This window comes from Pedobacter planticolens (assembly GCF_014172375.1).
Taxonomy (GTDB): Bacteria; Bacteroidota; Bacteroidia; order Sphingobacteriales; family Sphingobacteriaceae; genus Pedobacter; species Pedobacter planticolens.
This window is the reverse complement of sequence record NZ_WNXD01000002.1, coordinates 1,734,149-1,751,499: the sequence shown is the minus strand read 5'-3', so window position 1 is coordinate 1,751,499 and position 17,351 is coordinate 1,734,149. Positions and strand designations below refer to the sequence as shown.

Sequence of the window (17,351 nt, the reverse complement as noted above, 5' to 3'; positions counted from 1 at the left end):
TACCTTTACAAATGTTATTCAGCGAGCAAAACTTTAGAAGAGGAGAATTTTGTGGAAGCATCGAAGTAATTTGCGGCTCTATGTTCTCAGGCAAAACAGAAGAATTAATTAGGCGATTAAAAAGAGCGCAAATCGCAAAGCTTAATGTAGAGATATTTAAACCCAAAACTGATACACGTTATGATGAAACTGCAGTAGTTTCTCATGATTTAAACTCGATACAATCCACTCCTGTTGATAGTTCATCAGCTATTTTATTATTAGGCACCAACACGCAAGTTGTGGGTATAGATGAAGCACAATTCTTTGATGAAGACCTGCCAGATGTTTGCAATAAACTTGCCCTAAAAGGGATTAGAGTAATTATTGCAGGTTTAGACATGGATTTTTTAGGCAAGCCTTTCGGTCCGATGCCTGCCCTACTAGCTATTGCAGAACATGTTACCAAAGTAAACGCGGTGTGTATGCGTTGCGGCAGTCCAGCGGTTTATTCTTATCGCACAGTAGCTAATGATGCAAAGATTTTATTGGGAGAAAAAGACAGTTACGAGCCTCGTTGCAGAGCTTGTTATAATGCGCTTGGCTAAAAATTTGTCGTCTTTACACCTTTAAAATGTCTGATCACACCTTGTTTTTTCGTTAAATAATTGCTGAACTTTAGTTTATTAATTAAAACGAAAAATTATGACAAAAGATATTTGGATTAATCTGCCTGTAAAGAATATTAACAAATCAGTAGCATTCTTTACCCAAATGGGATTTACACTTAACGAGCATAATCCTGTTACCGAAACAATGGCTTCTTTTTTTATTGGTGATAGAAAATTAGTACTCATGCTATTTACAAATGATGTACTTGCTGGTTTTAGTGGGAACAAAGTTGCAGATACAAGTGTTGGTACTGAAGTGCTTTTCTCTATTGATGCAGAAAGTTCGCAAGAAGTAGATCAAATGCTACAAAAAGCTGAAAATGCTGGTGGTAAAATTTACGCTAATGGCGGCGAAAAAGATGGTTGGATGTATGGTGGTGGTTTTATTGATGTAGATGGACACAGATGGAATGTACTGTACATGGATTTTAGCAAAATGAGTAAATAATTTCTAACTTATTACGTATAACCTAAACCTTATAACTCTTTTATTATGGAATTTAAAATTGAAATTAATGCGCCTAAAGAAAAAGTATGGGATGTACTTTGGGGCGAAAAAACGTATCCAATGTGGACTGCTGCATTTGGCGAAGGTTCTCGAGTAGAAACCGATTGGAAAAAAGGAAGTAAAGCTTTATTCTTAGGTGACCAAAACAGCGGAATGGTTTCTAGAATTGCAGAAAACATGCCAAATGAGTATATGTCAATTGAACATTTAGGAATGATTATAAATGGCGTGGAAGATTTCGAAAGCGATGAAGTAAAGAAATGGGCTGGCGCTAAAGAGAATTACACACTTAAAGATTTAGATGGTAAAACAGAATTACATATTTTTATGGAAATGGATGATTCTGAAGATAATAAAGCGATGATCGAAATGTTTGCAGGAATGTGGCCTAAAGCATTAGCGAATGTAAAATCATTAGCGGAAAAAAACGAAATCATTCCGCCAGTGGTTGTTTAAGATAGTAAACCATTTATCGATTATTTCAAAAATCTAATGGCAGGCTTATAAAAAGTGCTTTTTGAATTATAACTTCGAATGGTATTAAATATAATTAAGCAGAAATTGTATGCATATAGTAAAATTGGAATAACTATTATCAAAAATTCAGAACCTCCAAAATTTATTCTAGCAAGACTTCTTAAAACAAAACTTGGCATACGTATATCGACATGAAAAGCTATAATGCAAATGAATGAGATATACAGAAGACCAAGGAGAATACACCATGTAATTTGAAAATTAATAATCTTTTTACCTGTTTCATCTACATTTTTAACTTTATCTCTTTTTAATACCCATAAAGCGATAGGAACAATTAACCCTAATAAAGGAAAAACTACAAAACTCAATGCAGATAAATTTAGGAAGGTCAAAAACCCTCTATCTTCTTGCTCTATCCATTGAATTAAATCATTTGGAGTAACATCTAAGGCATTTGCTAATCTCTTAAGCGTATCTCCTCGTGGTTCAGTTTCCCCACCTTCAATCCGTTGAATAGTTCTTAAACTTAGTTGAGTTCTTTCGGCAAGTTCTTCTTGACTAAAGCCTTTGTTTGCACGAAGTTGTTTGATTTTTTTAGCAAGTTCTAAATTTATCATGTTCTTGGTTTTTGTTGTCACAAATGTATTTTGATTAAATTTAATTTACTTGCGTCTTGTTTACGACATATTTGCGACATACGTGTCAGTACCAAATTTCCCCACCAAATTAAGGTTTTAACATTTAAGAATTACTTATTCTATTCTTATTCGTTATATTTATTTGGAATAAATCTAAATAATTTACACCTTTGCTGTATACAATGATTATTGCAACAAATGCAGCAAACAACAACGATATCTTCAATCACTTTTACTGAAGTATTTAGCATAAAAGACGGTGCTATTTATCAATCAGATTCTGAAGGTTGTTGGTATATAGATTTTGCTGGTAAACTTGCTCGTTTTGATTATCGTAATTTACTGAAACTAAAAAAAGCAGTTTATCAAATTGACATTGAGGACAAACTTTTAAATAATGGTCCATCAGCAGATGTTGAAATTATTTTCATTTGCGCATGCGATCATTGCTATGTTTTATCGCTCTTACAAATTATTAAGCTTAAAGAATTATTGCAAGGTTCGTTTGTTATGCTCGAGCTTAATCATATCATTTTTGATCGATTACATAGAATAGCTTCTTAATTAGCTAGAATTAGAATCTTTCCATATTGCCTTTAAATTCTTGGTAATCAAATTATAGCACTATTTTTGATTCTATTAATTCACTAAACATAATAGGAATCATGAAAGATATTATTCGTATAAAGTGTTTGCTATCATCAGATGTAGAAACACTTATTAATCAGCAGATAAAAAAAGAAGCGCATTCCTCAGCTATTTACCTTTCAATGGCATCATGGTGTAATCGTCATGGTTATGATTTTTCATCAGATTATTTTTTCAAGCAAGCGGAAGAAGAAAGAGCACATCAGCTTAAATTTTATAAATATATTTTAGATATGGGAGGAACAGCGATTTCTCCAGAAGTGACTAATATAAAAATTGAATATAACTCATTCCGCGAAGTTTTTGAGGAAGCTTTAGATCAAGAAATTAATATCACTCAATCTATTAAAAGTATTGCAGCACGTTGTACAAAGGAGCAAGACTATATCACGTTAGAGTTTTTAAATTGGTTCTTCAGAGAACAAAGAGAAGAGGAATATAAAGCTCGCCGTGCACTAGAATTATTTGATGTAATTGGCGAAGAAGGAACTGGAAAATGGCAAATTGACAAACATGTGGGTCAGATTGCTTACAATAGCGAGGCTTAAAATCAAAATTACATACGTTTTTAGAAGGCACATATTAAACAATATGTGCCTTTTTTAGCTTATATTAGGGTATGTCGAAGAAAGACAAAAAGAAGAAAAATTCAAAGCAGAAAGTAAAAGATAAAAAGAAAAAGGACTGCTGTGAAAAATACCTAAGAGGAAAGCGATGTAAAAACTGTCCTATGGGATAAGACTGTATAAGCCAAAGGCGAAAATCTAGTATAATTTAATAACTTGAAAATCTTTTATAGATACTGTATGATAAAACGAATTCTTAATCTATTAATTCTGACTCAGTTTTGGGGGTATAAAAAAATAAATGGTTGGTTATCGCAAAATGAGGCTGTTGGTTTATATAAAGTATCGAGCTTATTGCCAAAGAATGCAGTAGTTGTTGAAATAGGGAGCTGGCAGGGTAAGAGTACATATTGCATTTTAAGTGGCTTAATTTCTGGAAAAGTATATGCTATTGATCCATTCGATGCTACGGCTGGTGCTGATTTAAAAAATGAAACTGAATATATGGAAAAAGCAAAAGGCATCGACTTGCTAGAAATATTTAACGATAATCTCAAAAAATTTATATCAACAGGGAAAATTGAGCCAAGGAAAGGATATTCAAATCAATTTAACAACGAATTTAAAGAGATAGATTTTCTATTCATAGATGGTGATCATACTATAAAAGGATGTACAGAAGATTATGATTTATATGCACATAAAATTGTAAAAGGTGGGTATATAGCCTTTCATGATTATTATGAAGAAAAATTAGATCTAGGCCCTACCCACGTCATCAATGAGGTTATTCTCAAAGAAAACATATTTACATTTTTTGGAAGATACGACTCGCTTTGGGTCGCAAGAAAAAATTAAGTTATCAATAGCAATATAACAAACGATGGCAATTTTACTTTACTGATGAAGGTTTGATATAAAATACATGCACCAAAATCAGCTGAAAAGAAGTGTCATTAAACAAATAGCTAATTGGCGCTAGAAGCATGCTAAAACGTTAAATATGGTTTATAAGCATTATCAATAAAACCATTCAAACGCAAAAAACCCCAGATTTCTCTGAGGTTTTAAAGTGGTATGGGCCGGGATCGAACCGGCGACACATGGATTTTCAGTCCATTGCTCTACCGACTGAGCTACCGTACCTACTTCCCGTTTGGGATTGCAAATGTAGTGTCTTTTTTTAAAGCTACCAACATTTTTTTACTTTTCTTTTTCTATAAAAATTTTATTAGACTATTCATACTCTAAATCAATAGTTTACAAGCATCAAAAAATTAAAATTATTCATATCCATTCTAAATTTTTAATTTTATGCATGCATAATAAATATTTTAAAACTAAATATTTTAACTTAGCTAAACCATTACAGCAAAGAAACTATGGCATCACAACTAATATTCTTACTTCTTACGCTTGCTGGGGTTGCGCTATTTAGCTTTAACGCCCGAAAAGTAATTCGTAATATTAAAACAGGTAAGCCCGAAAACCGTACAGATCAACCTGCAAAAAGGTTTGCAACCATGCTTAAAGTTGCTTTTGGTCAAACCAAAATGGCGGTTAGACCAGTACCCTTTTTACTGCATTTAGTGGTTTATTTAGGCTTCGTCATTATCAATCTCGAGGTTTTAGAAATTATGATTGATGGTATTTTTGGTACACATCGCATATTTGCTGGCTTAGGCGGTTTTTATAATTTCTTAATTGGTTCATTTGAACTTTTAGCTCTAGGTGTTTGGTTAGCCTGTGCTGTTTTCTTAATCAGAAGAAATATTTTAAAATTAAAACGCTTTAGTGGCGTAGAAATGAAATCGTGGCCAAGATCTGATGCCAATTACATCTTGATTACAGAAATTTTATTAATGACTGCTTTTCTACTTATGAATGCTGCAGATTCTAAATTACAAGCATTAGGCGAAGGTCATTACGTAAGTGCAGGTGCATTTCCAGTAAGTGCTTATTTGCAAGGTTTATTACCCACATTTGCTAGTAGCTTAATTTTAGTAGAACGTGTATGTTGGTGGTTTCACATTGTGGGTATTTTTGCCTTTTTAAACTACCTACCCTACTCTAAACATTTCCATATTCTTTTTGCGTTTCCAAACACGTATTTTTCTAATTTGAAACCAAAAGGTGAATTTACCGATATGGCGAGTGTAACCAACGAGGTAAAAGCTATGCTTGATCCTTCTTTTGTACCTGCAGAAATCGCCCCTGGCAAATTTGGCGCTAAAGATGTGAATGATTTAAGTTGGATCAATTTAATGAATGCCTACACCTGTACAGAGTGCGGGCGTTGTACTTCAGTTTGTCCAGCCAACATAACTGGAAAATTATTATCGCCCCGCAAAATTATGATGGATACGCGTGATCGTTTAGAAGAAGTAGGTAAAAACATTGATAAACATGGAGCTGATTATCAAGACGGGAAATCTTTATTAGATGATTACGTAACTCGTGAAGAAATTTGGGCCTGCACAAGTTGTAATGCTTGCACCGAAGCCTGCCCTATTAATATTGACCCTTTGGCCATAATTGTAGAGCTACGCAGATTTGCTGTGATGGAAGAATCGATTGCTCCAGCAAGTATTAATGCAATGCTAGGAAATGTAGAGAATAACGGAGCTCCTTGGAAATATTCTCCAGCAGACAGATTTAATTGGGCTGAGGAAGGTTAGGGAGTAAGCGAACAAAGAACTTAAAGTATAGTAAAGTAGTAAACTCTAACTACTAAATACTAACTACTAAATACTAGAAGAAAATGGAATTTAAAGTACCAACAATGGCCGAGTTAATGGCCATGGGCGAAGAGCCTGAAATATTATTCTGGGTAGGATGCGCTGGCAGTTACGACGAAAGAGCTCAGAAAATTACCAGAGATATTTGCAAGATTTTACATCATGTGGGTATTAAATATGCTGTGTTAGGTACAGAAGAAAGTTGTACAGGAGATCCTGCGAAGCGGGCTGGGAATGAATTTCTTTTTCAAATGCAGGCCATGACTAATATCGAAGTGCTGAATGGCTATAACATCAAAAAGATTGTAACAGGTTGTCCGCATTGTTTTAATACCATTAAAAATGAATATCCAGGTTTAGGTGGCACGTATGAAGTAATTCATCATACCCAATTAATACAAGATTTGATTAGTGAAGGCAAACTTAAAGCCGAAGGCGGCGAAAGCTTTAAAGGTCGTAAAATCACATACCATGATCCGTGTTATTTAGGTCGTGGAAATGGCGTTTATGAAGCTCCGCGTAAAGCTTTAGAAGTTTTAGATGCGCAATTAGTAGAAATGAAGCGCTGCAAAAGTAACGGACTTTGTTGTGGTGCCGGTGGTGCACAAATGTTTAAAGAGCCAGAAAAAGGAAATAAAGACATCAATATTGAAAGAATTGAAGAGGCTTTAGAAACTCAACCACAAATTATTGCTGCTGGTTGTCCATTTTGTATGACGATGTTAAGTGATGGCGTTAAATTAAAGGATAAAGACCAAGAAGTTAAAGTTTTAGATATCGCTGAAATTACTGCAAGAGCAAATGGTTTGTAACATTTTTTCGCTCTAAAATATCTGCCAAGGCTCCATCCCAAAGATTAATTCGTTTTTGTAGGGATTGAATAGTTGCCTCAGTTGCTTGTTCCCAAAACTCCTCATTAGTACCGCATAAATTGGCTGTCATTGCTAAGGCTAAGTGGCTATGATGATCGCCATCTACCTCAATGTGTCTTTCTAAATAATATTTAAAGATTGAAATACTATCTGGAAATTGCTGATGAATATCATTTACAATTGAAATAAACATAGCAGGAATCAAATCTTCTCTTCCAAAAGTAAACACTGCCGATTGGATATGGCTTTGATTGCTTTCTATAATTTTAAAAGTATGCTGTACAAAATCCTCGGCCGCCCTAGGTGTTTTAGCTTGTAAAAAAGCCAAAGGTAAATCTACTTTATTTTTTAAGGATGTAATAAATTTCTCTATCTCAATGGTATCTGCATCACATTGTGTCATCGCATCGAGATAAATTTCGAAGTGGCTTTTTCTAATACCAAAACTATCAACATCTGATTCTTCACCAGCAACAATTTCATTAATTAGATATCTGGTATCTGCCGATCCTGTTGGGAACCAAGGAACTGAAGTACAAGTAAGGTTATTTTGTAATGATTTTAGCAAAGACATAAAATCCCAAACAGCATATACATGATAGCGCATAAAAATCTTAAGATCTTTTATATCTTTAATTGCTGCATATAACTTATGGTTGATGATTTGTTGCCTTAAAGGCGCTATAGATTGTTGAATTCGCTCTAAATATTCACTCATCTTATCTTCTTGTGTTCAAATTTTAATCGAGTACAAAGATACCCCACGAGGATAAATGATTGGCTATTTTGCATCAACAGAAAATTATCTTGACTTTAAAAAGACCTTAGATTAAATAGTCAGCTTATTTATTACTTGCTAATAAAGTTTGATTAATTCTTTTAAAATTCTCTGCTAAAGCATTTAATTCTGCTACATCAATATTTTTTAAAGGAATAACCAAATAAGTTCCCATCGAATCGATTTCTCCTTGGCTATCATTACGTGTTTGGATAATTACATCGTCGTTTTTGGTACGCAAATATAAGTCACCTTTGGTGTTTGTGCCATAATAATCCATTGCTTTAAAACGTGATAAATTAAACGCAAAAAACTCTTCTTTTCCATTCGTATAAACCTTTCTGTAACGACAAAAACCAGTGTTAGTAACATTAATTTCATAACGTTTAACTTCTTGATTTTGCCCATCATTGTCATAGTATTTTGTAAGCATATTTTGGATGAAAACAGTATTTTCTTCTGGCGAATTAAATCCAGAAAAGACACAAAAAGTTAGGCAAGCAGTAAAAGAAAACACAATTTTTAAGTTCAATGTAAACTTTTTCATCAGAAAGACGTTTTTAGAATAGTAAATTAAATAAAATGATAAATTTGAACTATGATTTTTTCTCCACATTCTAAAGTTTGGATCTACCAAAGTAATCGTCAGTTTACAGCGACAGAGGCTGAAGAAATACAGCAAAAATTGGATGTTTTTACAGATCAATGGAAAGCACATGGTCATCAGCTAAAAGCAAAAGCAGAAATCCCTTACAATTTCTTTATCGTTTTAATTGTAGATCAGGATTCGGCCTCTGCCACAGGTTGTTCTATAGATTCATCAGTTCGTGTAATTAAAGAAATTGAAAATACGTATGGCGTTGATTTATTTGATCGATTTAATATGGCTTACAAATTAGACGATCAGATTTATGTAAATACTAAAGAAGATTTCGAAACTTTAATCACTATCAAAAAAATCGGTCCACAAACTATAGTGTTTAATAATATGGTACAAACCTTAGCAGAATATGAGCAAAAATGGGAAGTACCTTTAGAAAACAGTTGGCATCAACATATTTTTGCAGAACAGCTAGGAAATTAGTTCAATCGTCATTAGTTCATTTGGGCAAATTGCATATACACCCAACCCAATGACTATTGAACGAATGACACTAATGAACATTGAACCAATGAAACTTTAAAGGGTTTAATTTGTTATCTTTAATAACATCAAAACCCAATCTATGGCTCGTTGGCTTAAAATTTCACTTAAAATACTTGCATCTTTTTTTATTTTAATCGTATTGGTATGGTTAGGTGCTGCCTATTATATCAACCATAATAACAAGGCTATTTTAGGTACAATTCTCAATCAATTGAACGCTAATGTAAACGGTAAAATCAATGTAGAGAATATGGAAACGACGCTTTTAAAGGGATTTCCAGGTGTATCTGTTTCTCTAAAAAAAGTTCAACTTAGAGATAGTTTATGGGCTAATCACAAACATGATTTACTGAATGCTGAGGATATTGATGTTTCATTAAATATTTTCTCGCTTATTGCTGGAAGTATTAAAATTAACAAAATAGGAATTAACAATGCTGCTATCTATCTCTACACCGATAGCTCAGGTTATAGCAACACCAGCATGTTTAAATCTAAAAAAGCGACAGACTCTAGCACTAAAAAAAACTCAAGTGCTTTCGAAATAAAGCGAGTAGATTTTAATAACGTTAACTTAATTGTAGATAATCAAAAACGATTTAAGCTTTTTCAATTTTTAGTCGATGATCTTGAAGGAAAAATAGATTATCCTGATTCTGGCTGGAATGGAAATTTGAAATTGAATACTATGATTAAAAGTTTTGCTTTCAATACCAGAAAAGGAAGTTTTTTAAAAGATAAAACATTGAAAGGAACATTGGTAGCTCATTACAACAATAAGAATAAAGTAGTTACCATTGATCCAGAAAAATTAAATATTGGTGATGATGAATTTTTTATTGGTGCGAAAATAGATTTAGCAAAAAACGAGTCTGCATTTTCTATTGATATTAGAGCGGATAAGATTTTATATAAAAACCTCGCTCTTATATTGTCGCCCAATATTTCATCAAAACTTTTAAAATTTGCCATTGATGAACCAATTGCGGTTACTGGCCATATTATAGATGACGGAAGTAAAAGTGGTAAAGATCCATTGATTAATGTGCGAATGATTGTTAAAGATAACACCGTTACCATCCCTTCTGGGCAATTAACTAAATGCAATTTCACTGGAACATTTACCAATAAAGATACCCTTAGCAGAGCTATAGGCGATGAAAACTCTGCAATTAAATTTTATGGCTTAACTGGCGATTATTACAATGCTCCGCTCAAAATTGATACTTTTTTAATTAGCAATTTGGCTCGGCCAGTTGCTGCAGGATTTGTAACCTCTCAGTTTCCGTTAGAAAAACTAAACAGTTCTATTGGTGGAGAAACTTTTAGTTTTAAAAATGGCACCGCCGATGTAAGATTATATTGCAAAGCGGATATTGATAATTTTAGATTTACCAAGCCAGTTTTAACTGGAAATGTCGCAATTAAAGATGCTGATATTACCTATTTGCCACGCAACATGAAATTGGTTAACAGTTCATTAACACTTAATTTCAATCAAAAAGACTTAAATATTACTGGAAGCAGATTTCAGCTGGGGAAAAGCATTTTGAATATGAATTGTTCTATTGAAAATTTTCTTAATTTCTATTACACTGACCCCGAGAAGATATTGGTGAATTTAAAATTAAGCAGTCCGCAATTATATTTAAGTGAATTTATGCCATTTTTAGGTTCAAGGAAATCAGTAAAACGAAAACCTGTTTCTAAAAATGCTGTTAAAGAAGTTTCAGATCAATTGAGTGCTGTAATGGAAGCCGCTAAAGTCCAAATCCAACTAAATGTTAATAAAGCCATTTACAATCGTTTTGTAGCTAACAACCTAAATGCTAGTGTTTCCATGCTTGGCGATGGGATTTATTTTAATAAAATTAGCGTGAATCATGCAGGTGGAAATTTGAATTTAATTGGAAACATTAAGCAATCGGGAGCTATAAATAAGTTCACCATCAACTCGATTATTAGCAAAGTAAGTGTGAAAGATTTCTTTTATGCTTTTGAGAATTTCGGACAAACTTCTATTACTAATCAGAATATAAAAGGTTATTTATCAGCAAAAGTAAATGCAGTTGGCAGCATAACTGATAAAGGAAATATAGTTTCTAGATCAATGTATGGTCAGGTGGTTTTTAATTTAAATAACGCTGCTTTAATCGGATTTGAACCACTAGTAAAAGTGCAAAAACTGGCATTTGCAAATCGAGATTTCTCCAATATAGCCATCGAAAAATTAGATGGAACATTAACCTTAAATGGAGATAAAATCATGATTAGCCCTATGCAGTTTAACACTAGCGTATTAAATTTTAACATGAAAGGCATATATGGTTTGGGTTTAGGAACTGATATTGCCATGGATATTCCGTTAAGAAATCCTAAAAAAGATGAAAACATAACTGATAAAGCAGCAAAAGAACAAGCCCGCATGAAGGGTATAGTTTTACATCTTAAAGCAGTTGATGATGGCAAAGGGGGAATAAAAGTGAGATGGAATAAAGACCATGATTAGTTTTCAGGCATGAGTCTCAAGTCAATAACCAATAGTCAAAATGGACTGAAGACTATTGACTCAAGGCTAAAAATCCAAAGGCCCTAACCTTCTCATATTTCTCATAATTAAATACTGGCGGTGTCTAATATATCCAGTTGGTCTTTTGGGCGTCCAACGTAATGGATTTGGAAAACAAGCTGCGATTAAAGATGCCTCGCTTCGAGATAAATTATTACACGATTTACCGTAATACGCTTGTGATGCAGCTTCGGCTCCGTAAATACCATCGCCCATTTCTATTACATTCAAATACACTTCTAAAATTCGCTCTTTGCTCCACAATAATTCGATTAATAATGTGAAATAGGCTTCAAAACCTTTTCTAATGTAGGATCTGCCTGGCCAAAGAAATACATTTTTAGCAGTTTGTTGTGAAATAGTGCTTCCACCTTTTACTTTTTTGCCTTTTGCGTTGCTGGCATATGCTTTTTCAATTGCCTTGATATCAAAACCCATGTGTTGTAAAAAGAGCTGATCCTCTGCAGATACCGCGGCACGTTTCATATTATCAGAAATATCTTCGAACTTAACCCATTTCTGAACCATTTTCTTTGGCTTGTCATCCGTTTTGCGCTCCCAATTGCGTTGCACCATTAATAAGGTAATTGGCGGGTTGATAAAACGATACGCCAAAACCCAAATCACACTAAACAGAACAAACCATAGCAAAACTTTACCAGCAATTATGCTGATACGTTTTAGGAAAGATTGTTTTTTTGTGTTGGTAGGTTTTGTTCTTCTTTTTGTCATTGGGATAAAGGTAAATAAATATTTAAATTTAAGTATTCTCTTATTAACCATTAAGAAGTCAAGGGATATTAAGCTTAATTTTCTTAATTCCTTAATGTTAAAATTGACCCATAAAAAAACCGCTCTTGAAATTCAAGAACGGTTTAATTTTATTATTGAGACCCTTCGACAAGCTCAGGGTGACAAAAAAGATTACTCAGCTACAACTTCGAAAGGAACTTTAACTTTCACTTCTTTGTGTAAGTTTAAGTTAGCTACGTATTCCCCAACCATTTTAGGTTCAGTTTCGAAAGTGATACGACGACGATCTACATCAAAGCCTTTAGCTTTTAATGCATCAGCAATCATAATAGTGTTTACAGCACCAAAAATCTTACCTGTTTCGCCAGCTTTAGCACCAATGCTTAATTTAACATCAGTTAAACGTTCAGCAATGCCTTCAGCATCTTTTTTAATTTTATCTTGTTTAAAAGCAGCTTGCTTTAAGTTTTCTGCCAATACTTTTTTAGCAGATGGTGTAGCCAATTGTCCAAAACCTTGTGGAATTAAATAATTACGACCGTAACCTGGTTTTACTGTAACGATATCATCTTTTTCACCTAGTGATTTGATATCTTGCTTTAAAATAATTTCCATTTCTCTGCGCTTATTTTAATTGGTCAGTAACGAAAGGTAACAAACCGATGTGACGTGCACGTTTAACCGCCTGAGCCACTTTACGTTGAAATTTCAATGAAGTACCAGTTAAACGGCGAGGTAAAATTTTACCTTGATCATTGATGAATTTTAACAAAAAGTTTGCGTCTTTGTAATCAATATATTTAATACCATTTTTTCTGAAACGGCAATATTTTTTTCTGTTATCGTCCACTTTTGGAGCGGTAACATATTGTATTTGATCCTTTGCCATTATGCTCCAGCCTCCTCTTTCTTAGGTTTTTTGTTAAAAGCTCCACTGCGTTTTTTCTCACTATAAGCAATCGCATGGCGATCTAATCTTACAGTTAAGAAACGTAAAACACGTTCGTCACGTTTTAATTCCAACTCTAATTTGTTAATTAATTCACCATTACATTTGTATTCTGTAAGGTGGAAAAATCCGCTTGCTTTTTTTTCAATCGGATACGCTAATTTTCTCAAACCCCAATTATCTTCTGCGATAATTTCGGCTCCGCTATCAGTAATAATGCTTTTGTATTTGGCTAAAGCCTCTTTCGCAACATCTTCTGACAACAACGGGGTAAGAACGATAACAGTTTCGTACTGATTCATCATTGTTTTTTAAAGTGATTTATAATTTATTTTCCGCTATTAAAACGGGTTGCAAATGTAGTAATATATTTCTAAAAACCAAAGAGATTAAGCAAAAGAATGGTTGTAATAAATTCGTCAATCTACTTTGGCACCAATAGCGTTAGTGTTTACCAAAGAGATAGTTAAATCCAATACTGTAACTTTTTTCAGTGATAGCATGAGTAAGGTAACCAGTTAATGGATTTGGCGGCAGAAAACCAACTGAAAGCTCATATTTTTTTGCAACTACCACACCAAGTTTCATCGGGTAATTGAATGTAAAATCATTAAGATCAATTTCATCTTTTGTCGATGTCTCTAATTTTGTTGTTGTATAAATAGTATTGATAATATTATTGCTGTAGATAGAGTAATTTACTGAAACACCAGCATTTAAGAACACCTTAATATTGCTCTTGTTGTAAATATTATAAATAAGGGAGTTCACAAATGATGACCTGAACTGATCGAAAGTATGCACTCTGTAAATCGCAGGCAAAGTTGCACCAGAACCAGCTGTCGACATTTCTGCTCTATTTATATTGAAGTTCAACATGATTCTATAAATGATTTTTCCAGTACTGGGATTGAAAAATGTATCAAAGCCGGCATTGATATTGGGAGAAATATTTGATTTATTTGAAGCCTGTGGATTATTAAATTCAGATGCTCCCCTATGATAGATTTCGGTAAAACCAACTCCTGCACCAGCAAAAAATCTAGATTTAGCCAATTGTGTTTTTACTACTTTATCATTATTAATCAATGCTGCTATTTTAATTAAACTTCCTTGTTCGTAACTCAAATTTTGCAATTTATTACCAACATTGACATCATATTTGCTAGCCAATGCTGCCAATTGTCTTTTGTAGGTTTCACCAGTAATCATTTGATCACCTCTATCATTCATATAAATTTGTCTGATTAATTCCATTGGCTCTTTTTGGTCATTAGCTTTGGTGAAAAACCTGAGCTTAATAGGATCTAAAAAAGAATATAAAGTCACATTTTTTCCAGTTTGCAAAACTTTCAGCCAAGTCATGTCTCTCCTAAAAGAAGTATCAATCTTCTCTGTGATTTTAGTTAGATCTACTTGACTCATGGTTATATTGACTAGATGGCTCTCATAACTTTCTAAGCCATCAATGCTATAAGCAATGATATCCTCATGTCCAAAAATCTGCGATTTAGCATCAACATTTGCTTTAAAAGTTACAGATGTTGGATTGCTATTGCGCTCTCTTAGGTCGATATATCCGCGTAATGTGTCCTTTGTTTTAGTAATTACATATCCTTTTTGAAAATTGGATTGTGCAAAAATAGAGCTTGGTACAGTTAATAATAAGACAAATAAGAAGTATTTCATGAGCGATTTTTTTTCAAAAATAGCATTTAAATTTTCTATTACAAGTTCTATAAAAAATCTCACTTTCTATGATGTATATTAGATTAATTAACAACATTATAATACTATTAAAAGCCAAACGGCTCGGTCTTTGGGAAAACACGAGCCGTTAGCACACCTATTGAAATTTAAAACAACACTTATTTGGTTAATTTATACAAGTACATTGCAAAACCACCCATTACCTTAATAAAATATGTTAGCTTTTTCATGTTAGATAAATTATACTACTAAAATCGACAACTATTTTCAATAATTCATCCGTACTAATACGTATTTTTAAAAAATACCTAAAAGTAGGTATGTCCGGTTATCGCATTGTGGAAAGTAATTTTCAAATTCTAAACCATCTCACTAAGTAACTTTTCAACATTCCAATTTTTCAATCCTGCAACACTAAAAAAATTCCTATTTTCGTTGCGATGGAAAATTTTATTGTTTCGGCACGTAAATATCGTCCAGCTACGTTCGAAACCGTAGTTGGGCAACAGCATATTACGGGTACTTTGCAAAATGCCATCAAGAATAACCAATTGGCACAAGCGTTTTTATTTTGCGGTCCACGAGGTGTAGGTAAAACTACTTGTGCTCGTATTTTAGCAAAAACAATTAATTGTACCAACCTCACTCCAGAACAAGAAGCATGTGGCACTTGTGAAAGTTGCGTTTCTTTTCAAACTGGTCATTCTTTTAATTTCCACGAATTAGATGCCGCTTCTAACAACTCTGTTGATGACATCAGAAGTTTAATTGAGCAAGTGCGCATACCACCACAAGCAGGTAAGTACAAAATCTATATTATTGATGAGGTGCACATGCTTTCTGCTAATGCTTTTAATGCATTTCTTAAAACATTAGAAGAACCTCCTTCTTATGCTATTTTTATTTTAGCAACTACTGAGAAACATAAAATTTTGCCAACTATTTTATCACGTTGTCAGATTTTTGATTTTAATAGAATACAGGTAGAAGACATTGCAAATCATTTGAACAAAATCGCTATCAGAGAAAACATTTCTGTAGATAGTGATGGTTTACACATTATTGCGCAAAAAGCAGACGGTGGTTTACGTGATGCGCTTTCTATGTTTGATCAGATTGTAAGTTATACCAACAAAAATTTAACTTACAAAGCAGTAATTGATAACCTTAACATTTTAGATTACGATTATTATTTTAAACTGATTGATTTTTTAAGCAGCGGTGATGTGAGTCAAACTTTATTGCTATTTAATGAAGTTTTAAATAATGGTTTTGATGGCAATAACTTCATTAATGGATTGGCAAGCCACTTTAGAAATTTATTAGTTGGTAAGGATAGTCAAACGTTGCAATTGCTTGAGGTAAGTGAAAATATCAAACAAAAATATTTAGCTCAAAGTAAATTAACTGATCTTGGTTTTATTCTAACTGCTTTAAATTTAGCTAACCAATGCGATTTAATTTATAAAAACAGTAAAAATCAACGTTTGCAAGTAGAATTGGCTTTAATAAAAATGTGTCATATCCCATCGGTGATACAATTAGCGCAACAACCTAAAGCAACTGACCTAGATCAGGATAAAAAAAAAACTTTAATTAGTTCGGAAGTTGGGAAGTCAGAAAGTCGGGAAGATCGAAAGTCGGAAAGTCAAGTAATTGAAAGCCAAAAGTCAAAAGTTGAAAATGCCACCATAGCTGATCTTAAGGATTTCCTTGACCAAGAAGATTTACAGGATTTACCAGATCATTTGGATGTTGCTTTACCGACCGAAATTCCAGTTCAAATTCCAAAAACACCATCCGTAAATAAACCTTCGAGTGGTTCGATTAAAATTCAGCCACTGCATACTAATAAAATAACTTCTTTAATTCCATCACTTACAGATTTAGAGCGAGTTGCCAGTGGCGAAGAAGAAAAAGGTCCGCAATATGTAAGTGGTAATGAGAAACAGGAGTTTACAGAGGAGCAATTTTTAGAGTTTTGGAAAATTTATACGCAAAAAGCGAAAGATGCTGATAAAATTCACCTGTTTACCTTAATGAATAATGATCCGATTATTAATGGAACAGAAATTACGGTATTAGTAGAAAATTTAGCGCTGGAAAGTACACTTCAAGATGAAAAAATTGAATTATTAAACTTTCTTCGTACTGCATTAAAGAATTTCGATTTACAAATTGTTTCAAAGCGAGCAGAAAACACACAAAAGAAACGCATTTACACCAACAAGGATAAATATACTTACATGGTAGAGAAAAATCCGCAGTTGGAAGAAATGCGTAAACGTTTTAATTTGGATATTAATCCTTAATCAGTCCGGAAGTCGGGCGTTCGAAAGTCCGAA

General features: G+C 33.3%; 19 protein-coding genes and 1 tRNA gene. 11 read left to right on the top strand and 9 right to left on the bottom strand.

The genetic code is table 11. The annotated features are described in order from the left end of the window. The first annotated feature begins 11 nt into the window (after positions 1–11). The 3 genes from GM921_RS16560 (at position 12) to GM921_RS16550 (ending at position 1,614) form a co-directional block, all read left to right on the top strand. A complete protein-coding gene (locus GM921_RS16560; protein ID WP_182923742.1) occupies positions 12–587 on the top strand; it encodes a thymidine kinase in 576 nt (191 codons plus the stop codon). A gap of 97 nt (positions 588–684) precedes the next feature. Then, positions 685–1,098 (top strand): VOC family protein, encoded by a 414-nt coding sequence (locus tag GM921_RS16555; protein WP_182923741.1) that lies wholly within the window; start codon positions 685–687, stop codon positions 1,096–1,098. Positions 1,099–1,143: 45 nt separating this feature from the next. Further along, on the top strand, positions 1,144–1,614 hold the full coding sequence (locus GM921_RS16550) for an SRPBCC family protein (RefSeq protein ID WP_182923740.1): 471 nt from the start codon (positions 1,144–1,146) through the stop codon (positions 1,612–1,614). A gap of 20 nt (positions 1,615–1,634) precedes the next feature. On the opposite strand, the gene GM921_RS16545 is transcribed toward GM921_RS16550, so the two are convergent. Continuing rightward, positions 1,635–2,255, bottom strand: coding sequence for a helix-turn-helix domain-containing protein (locus GM921_RS16545; protein WP_182923739.1), 621 nt, complete (start codon positions 2,253–2,255; stop codon positions 1,635–1,637). Between the two features lie 219 nt (positions 2,256–2,474). Between GM921_RS16545 and GM921_RS16540 the strand changes: the two genes are divergently transcribed. From GM921_RS16540 to GM921_RS16530, 3 genes are all read left to right on the top strand, one after another. Then, positions 2,475–2,840 (top strand): hypothetical protein, encoded by a 366-nt coding sequence (locus GM921_RS16540; RefSeq protein ID WP_182923738.1) that lies wholly within the window; start codon positions 2,475–2,477, stop codon positions 2,838–2,840. 101 nt (positions 2,841–2,941) lie between these two features. After that, a complete protein-coding gene (locus GM921_RS16535) occupies positions 2,942–3,472 on the top strand; it encodes a ferritin (protein WP_182923737.1) in 531 nt (176 codons plus the stop codon). 258 nt (positions 3,473–3,730) lie between these two features. Beyond that, positions 3,731–4,348 (top strand): class I SAM-dependent methyltransferase, encoded by a 618-nt coding sequence (locus tag GM921_RS16530; RefSeq protein ID WP_182923736.1) that lies wholly within the window; start codon positions 3,731–3,733, stop codon positions 4,346–4,348. 215 nt (positions 4,349–4,563) lie between these two features. Here the strand turns inward: GM921_RS16530 and GM921_RS16525 are convergent. Continuing rightward, a tRNA-Phe gene (locus GM921_RS16525) sits at positions 4,564–4,636 on the bottom strand. A gap of 236 nt (positions 4,637–4,872) precedes the next feature. On the opposite strand from GM921_RS16525, the gene GM921_RS16520 reads away from it, so the two are divergent. After that, positions 4,873–6,168, top strand: a complete 1,296-nt coding sequence (locus GM921_RS16520; protein WP_182923735.1) for a (Fe-S)-binding protein — start codon at positions 4,873–4,875, stop codon at positions 6,166–6,168. An 83-nt stretch (positions 6,169–6,251) separates the two neighbouring features. Further along, positions 6,252–7,040 (top strand): (Fe-S)-binding protein, encoded by a 789-nt coding sequence (locus tag GM921_RS16515; protein WP_182923734.1) that lies wholly within the window; start codon positions 6,252–6,254, stop codon positions 7,038–7,040. Here the strand turns inward: GM921_RS16515 and GM921_RS16510 are convergent. Together GM921_RS16510 and GM921_RS16505 are read right to left on the bottom strand one after the other, a co-directional pair. Then, positions 7,015–7,818: a DUF3050 domain-containing protein gene (locus tag GM921_RS16510; protein ID WP_182923733.1), complete on the bottom strand. Its 804-nt coding sequence runs from the start codon at positions 7,816–7,818 to the stop codon at positions 7,015–7,017. The two genes, GM921_RS16515 and GM921_RS16510, sit on opposite strands and share 26 nt — an antisense overlap. 124 nt (positions 7,819–7,942) lie before the next feature. Continuing rightward, positions 7,943–8,425, bottom strand: a complete 483-nt coding sequence (locus GM921_RS16505) for a hypothetical protein (RefSeq protein WP_182923732.1) — start codon at positions 8,423–8,425, stop codon at positions 7,943–7,945. Positions 8,426–8,476: 51 nt separating this feature from the next. Between GM921_RS16505 and GM921_RS16500 the strand changes: the two genes are divergently transcribed. Both GM921_RS16500 and GM921_RS16495 read left to right on the top strand, forming a co-directional pair. Continuing rightward, positions 8,477–8,962, top strand: coding sequence for an ABC transporter ATPase (locus GM921_RS16500; protein ID WP_182923731.1), 486 nt, complete (start codon positions 8,477–8,479; stop codon positions 8,960–8,962). A gap of 142 nt (positions 8,963–9,104) precedes the next feature. After that, the gene (locus GM921_RS16495) at positions 9,105–11,534 is read left to right on the top strand and encodes an AsmA family protein (RefSeq protein ID WP_182923730.1); all 2,430 of its coding nucleotides are present in this window, start codon (positions 9,105–9,107) and stop codon (positions 11,532–11,534) included. A gap of 66 nt (positions 11,535–11,600) precedes the next feature. Here GM921_RS16495 and mtgA read toward each other — a convergent pair whose 3' ends face one another. The 5 genes from mtgA to GM921_RS16470 form a co-directional block, all read right to left on the bottom strand. Beyond that, positions 11,601–12,326: a monofunctional biosynthetic peptidoglycan transglycosylase gene (gene mtgA, locus GM921_RS16490; RefSeq protein ID WP_182923729.1), complete on the bottom strand. Its 726-nt coding sequence runs from the start codon at positions 12,324–12,326 to the stop codon at positions 11,601–11,603. Between the two features lie 192 nt (positions 12,327–12,518). After that, positions 12,519–12,962 (bottom strand): 50S ribosomal protein L9, encoded by a 444-nt coding sequence (rplI, locus tag GM921_RS16485; RefSeq protein ID WP_182923728.1) that lies wholly within the window; start codon positions 12,960–12,962, stop codon positions 12,519–12,521. 10 nt (positions 12,963–12,972) lie between these two features. Beyond that, positions 12,973–13,236, bottom strand: a complete 264-nt coding sequence (gene rpsR, locus GM921_RS16480) for a 30S ribosomal protein S18 (RefSeq protein ID WP_055132310.1) — start codon at positions 13,234–13,236, stop codon at positions 12,973–12,975. Continuing rightward, a complete protein-coding gene (rpsF, locus tag GM921_RS16475) occupies positions 13,236–13,598 on the bottom strand; it encodes a 30S ribosomal protein S6 (protein ID WP_182923727.1) in 363 nt (120 codons plus the stop codon). Before rpsF ends, rpsR begins: the two co-directional genes overlap by 1 nt. Positions 13,599–13,740: 142 nt before the next feature. After that, positions 13,741–14,985, bottom strand: a complete 1,245-nt coding sequence (locus tag GM921_RS16470; RefSeq protein WP_182923726.1) for a hypothetical protein — start codon at positions 14,983–14,985, stop codon at positions 13,741–13,743. A gap of 461 nt (positions 14,986–15,446) precedes the next feature. On the opposite strand from GM921_RS16470, the gene GM921_RS16465 reads away from it, so the two are divergent. Beyond that, a complete protein-coding gene (locus GM921_RS16465; protein WP_182923725.1) occupies positions 15,447–17,318 on the top strand; it encodes a DNA polymerase III subunit gamma/tau in 1,872 nt (623 codons plus the stop codon). Positions 17,319–17,351: the final 33 nt, after the last annotated feature.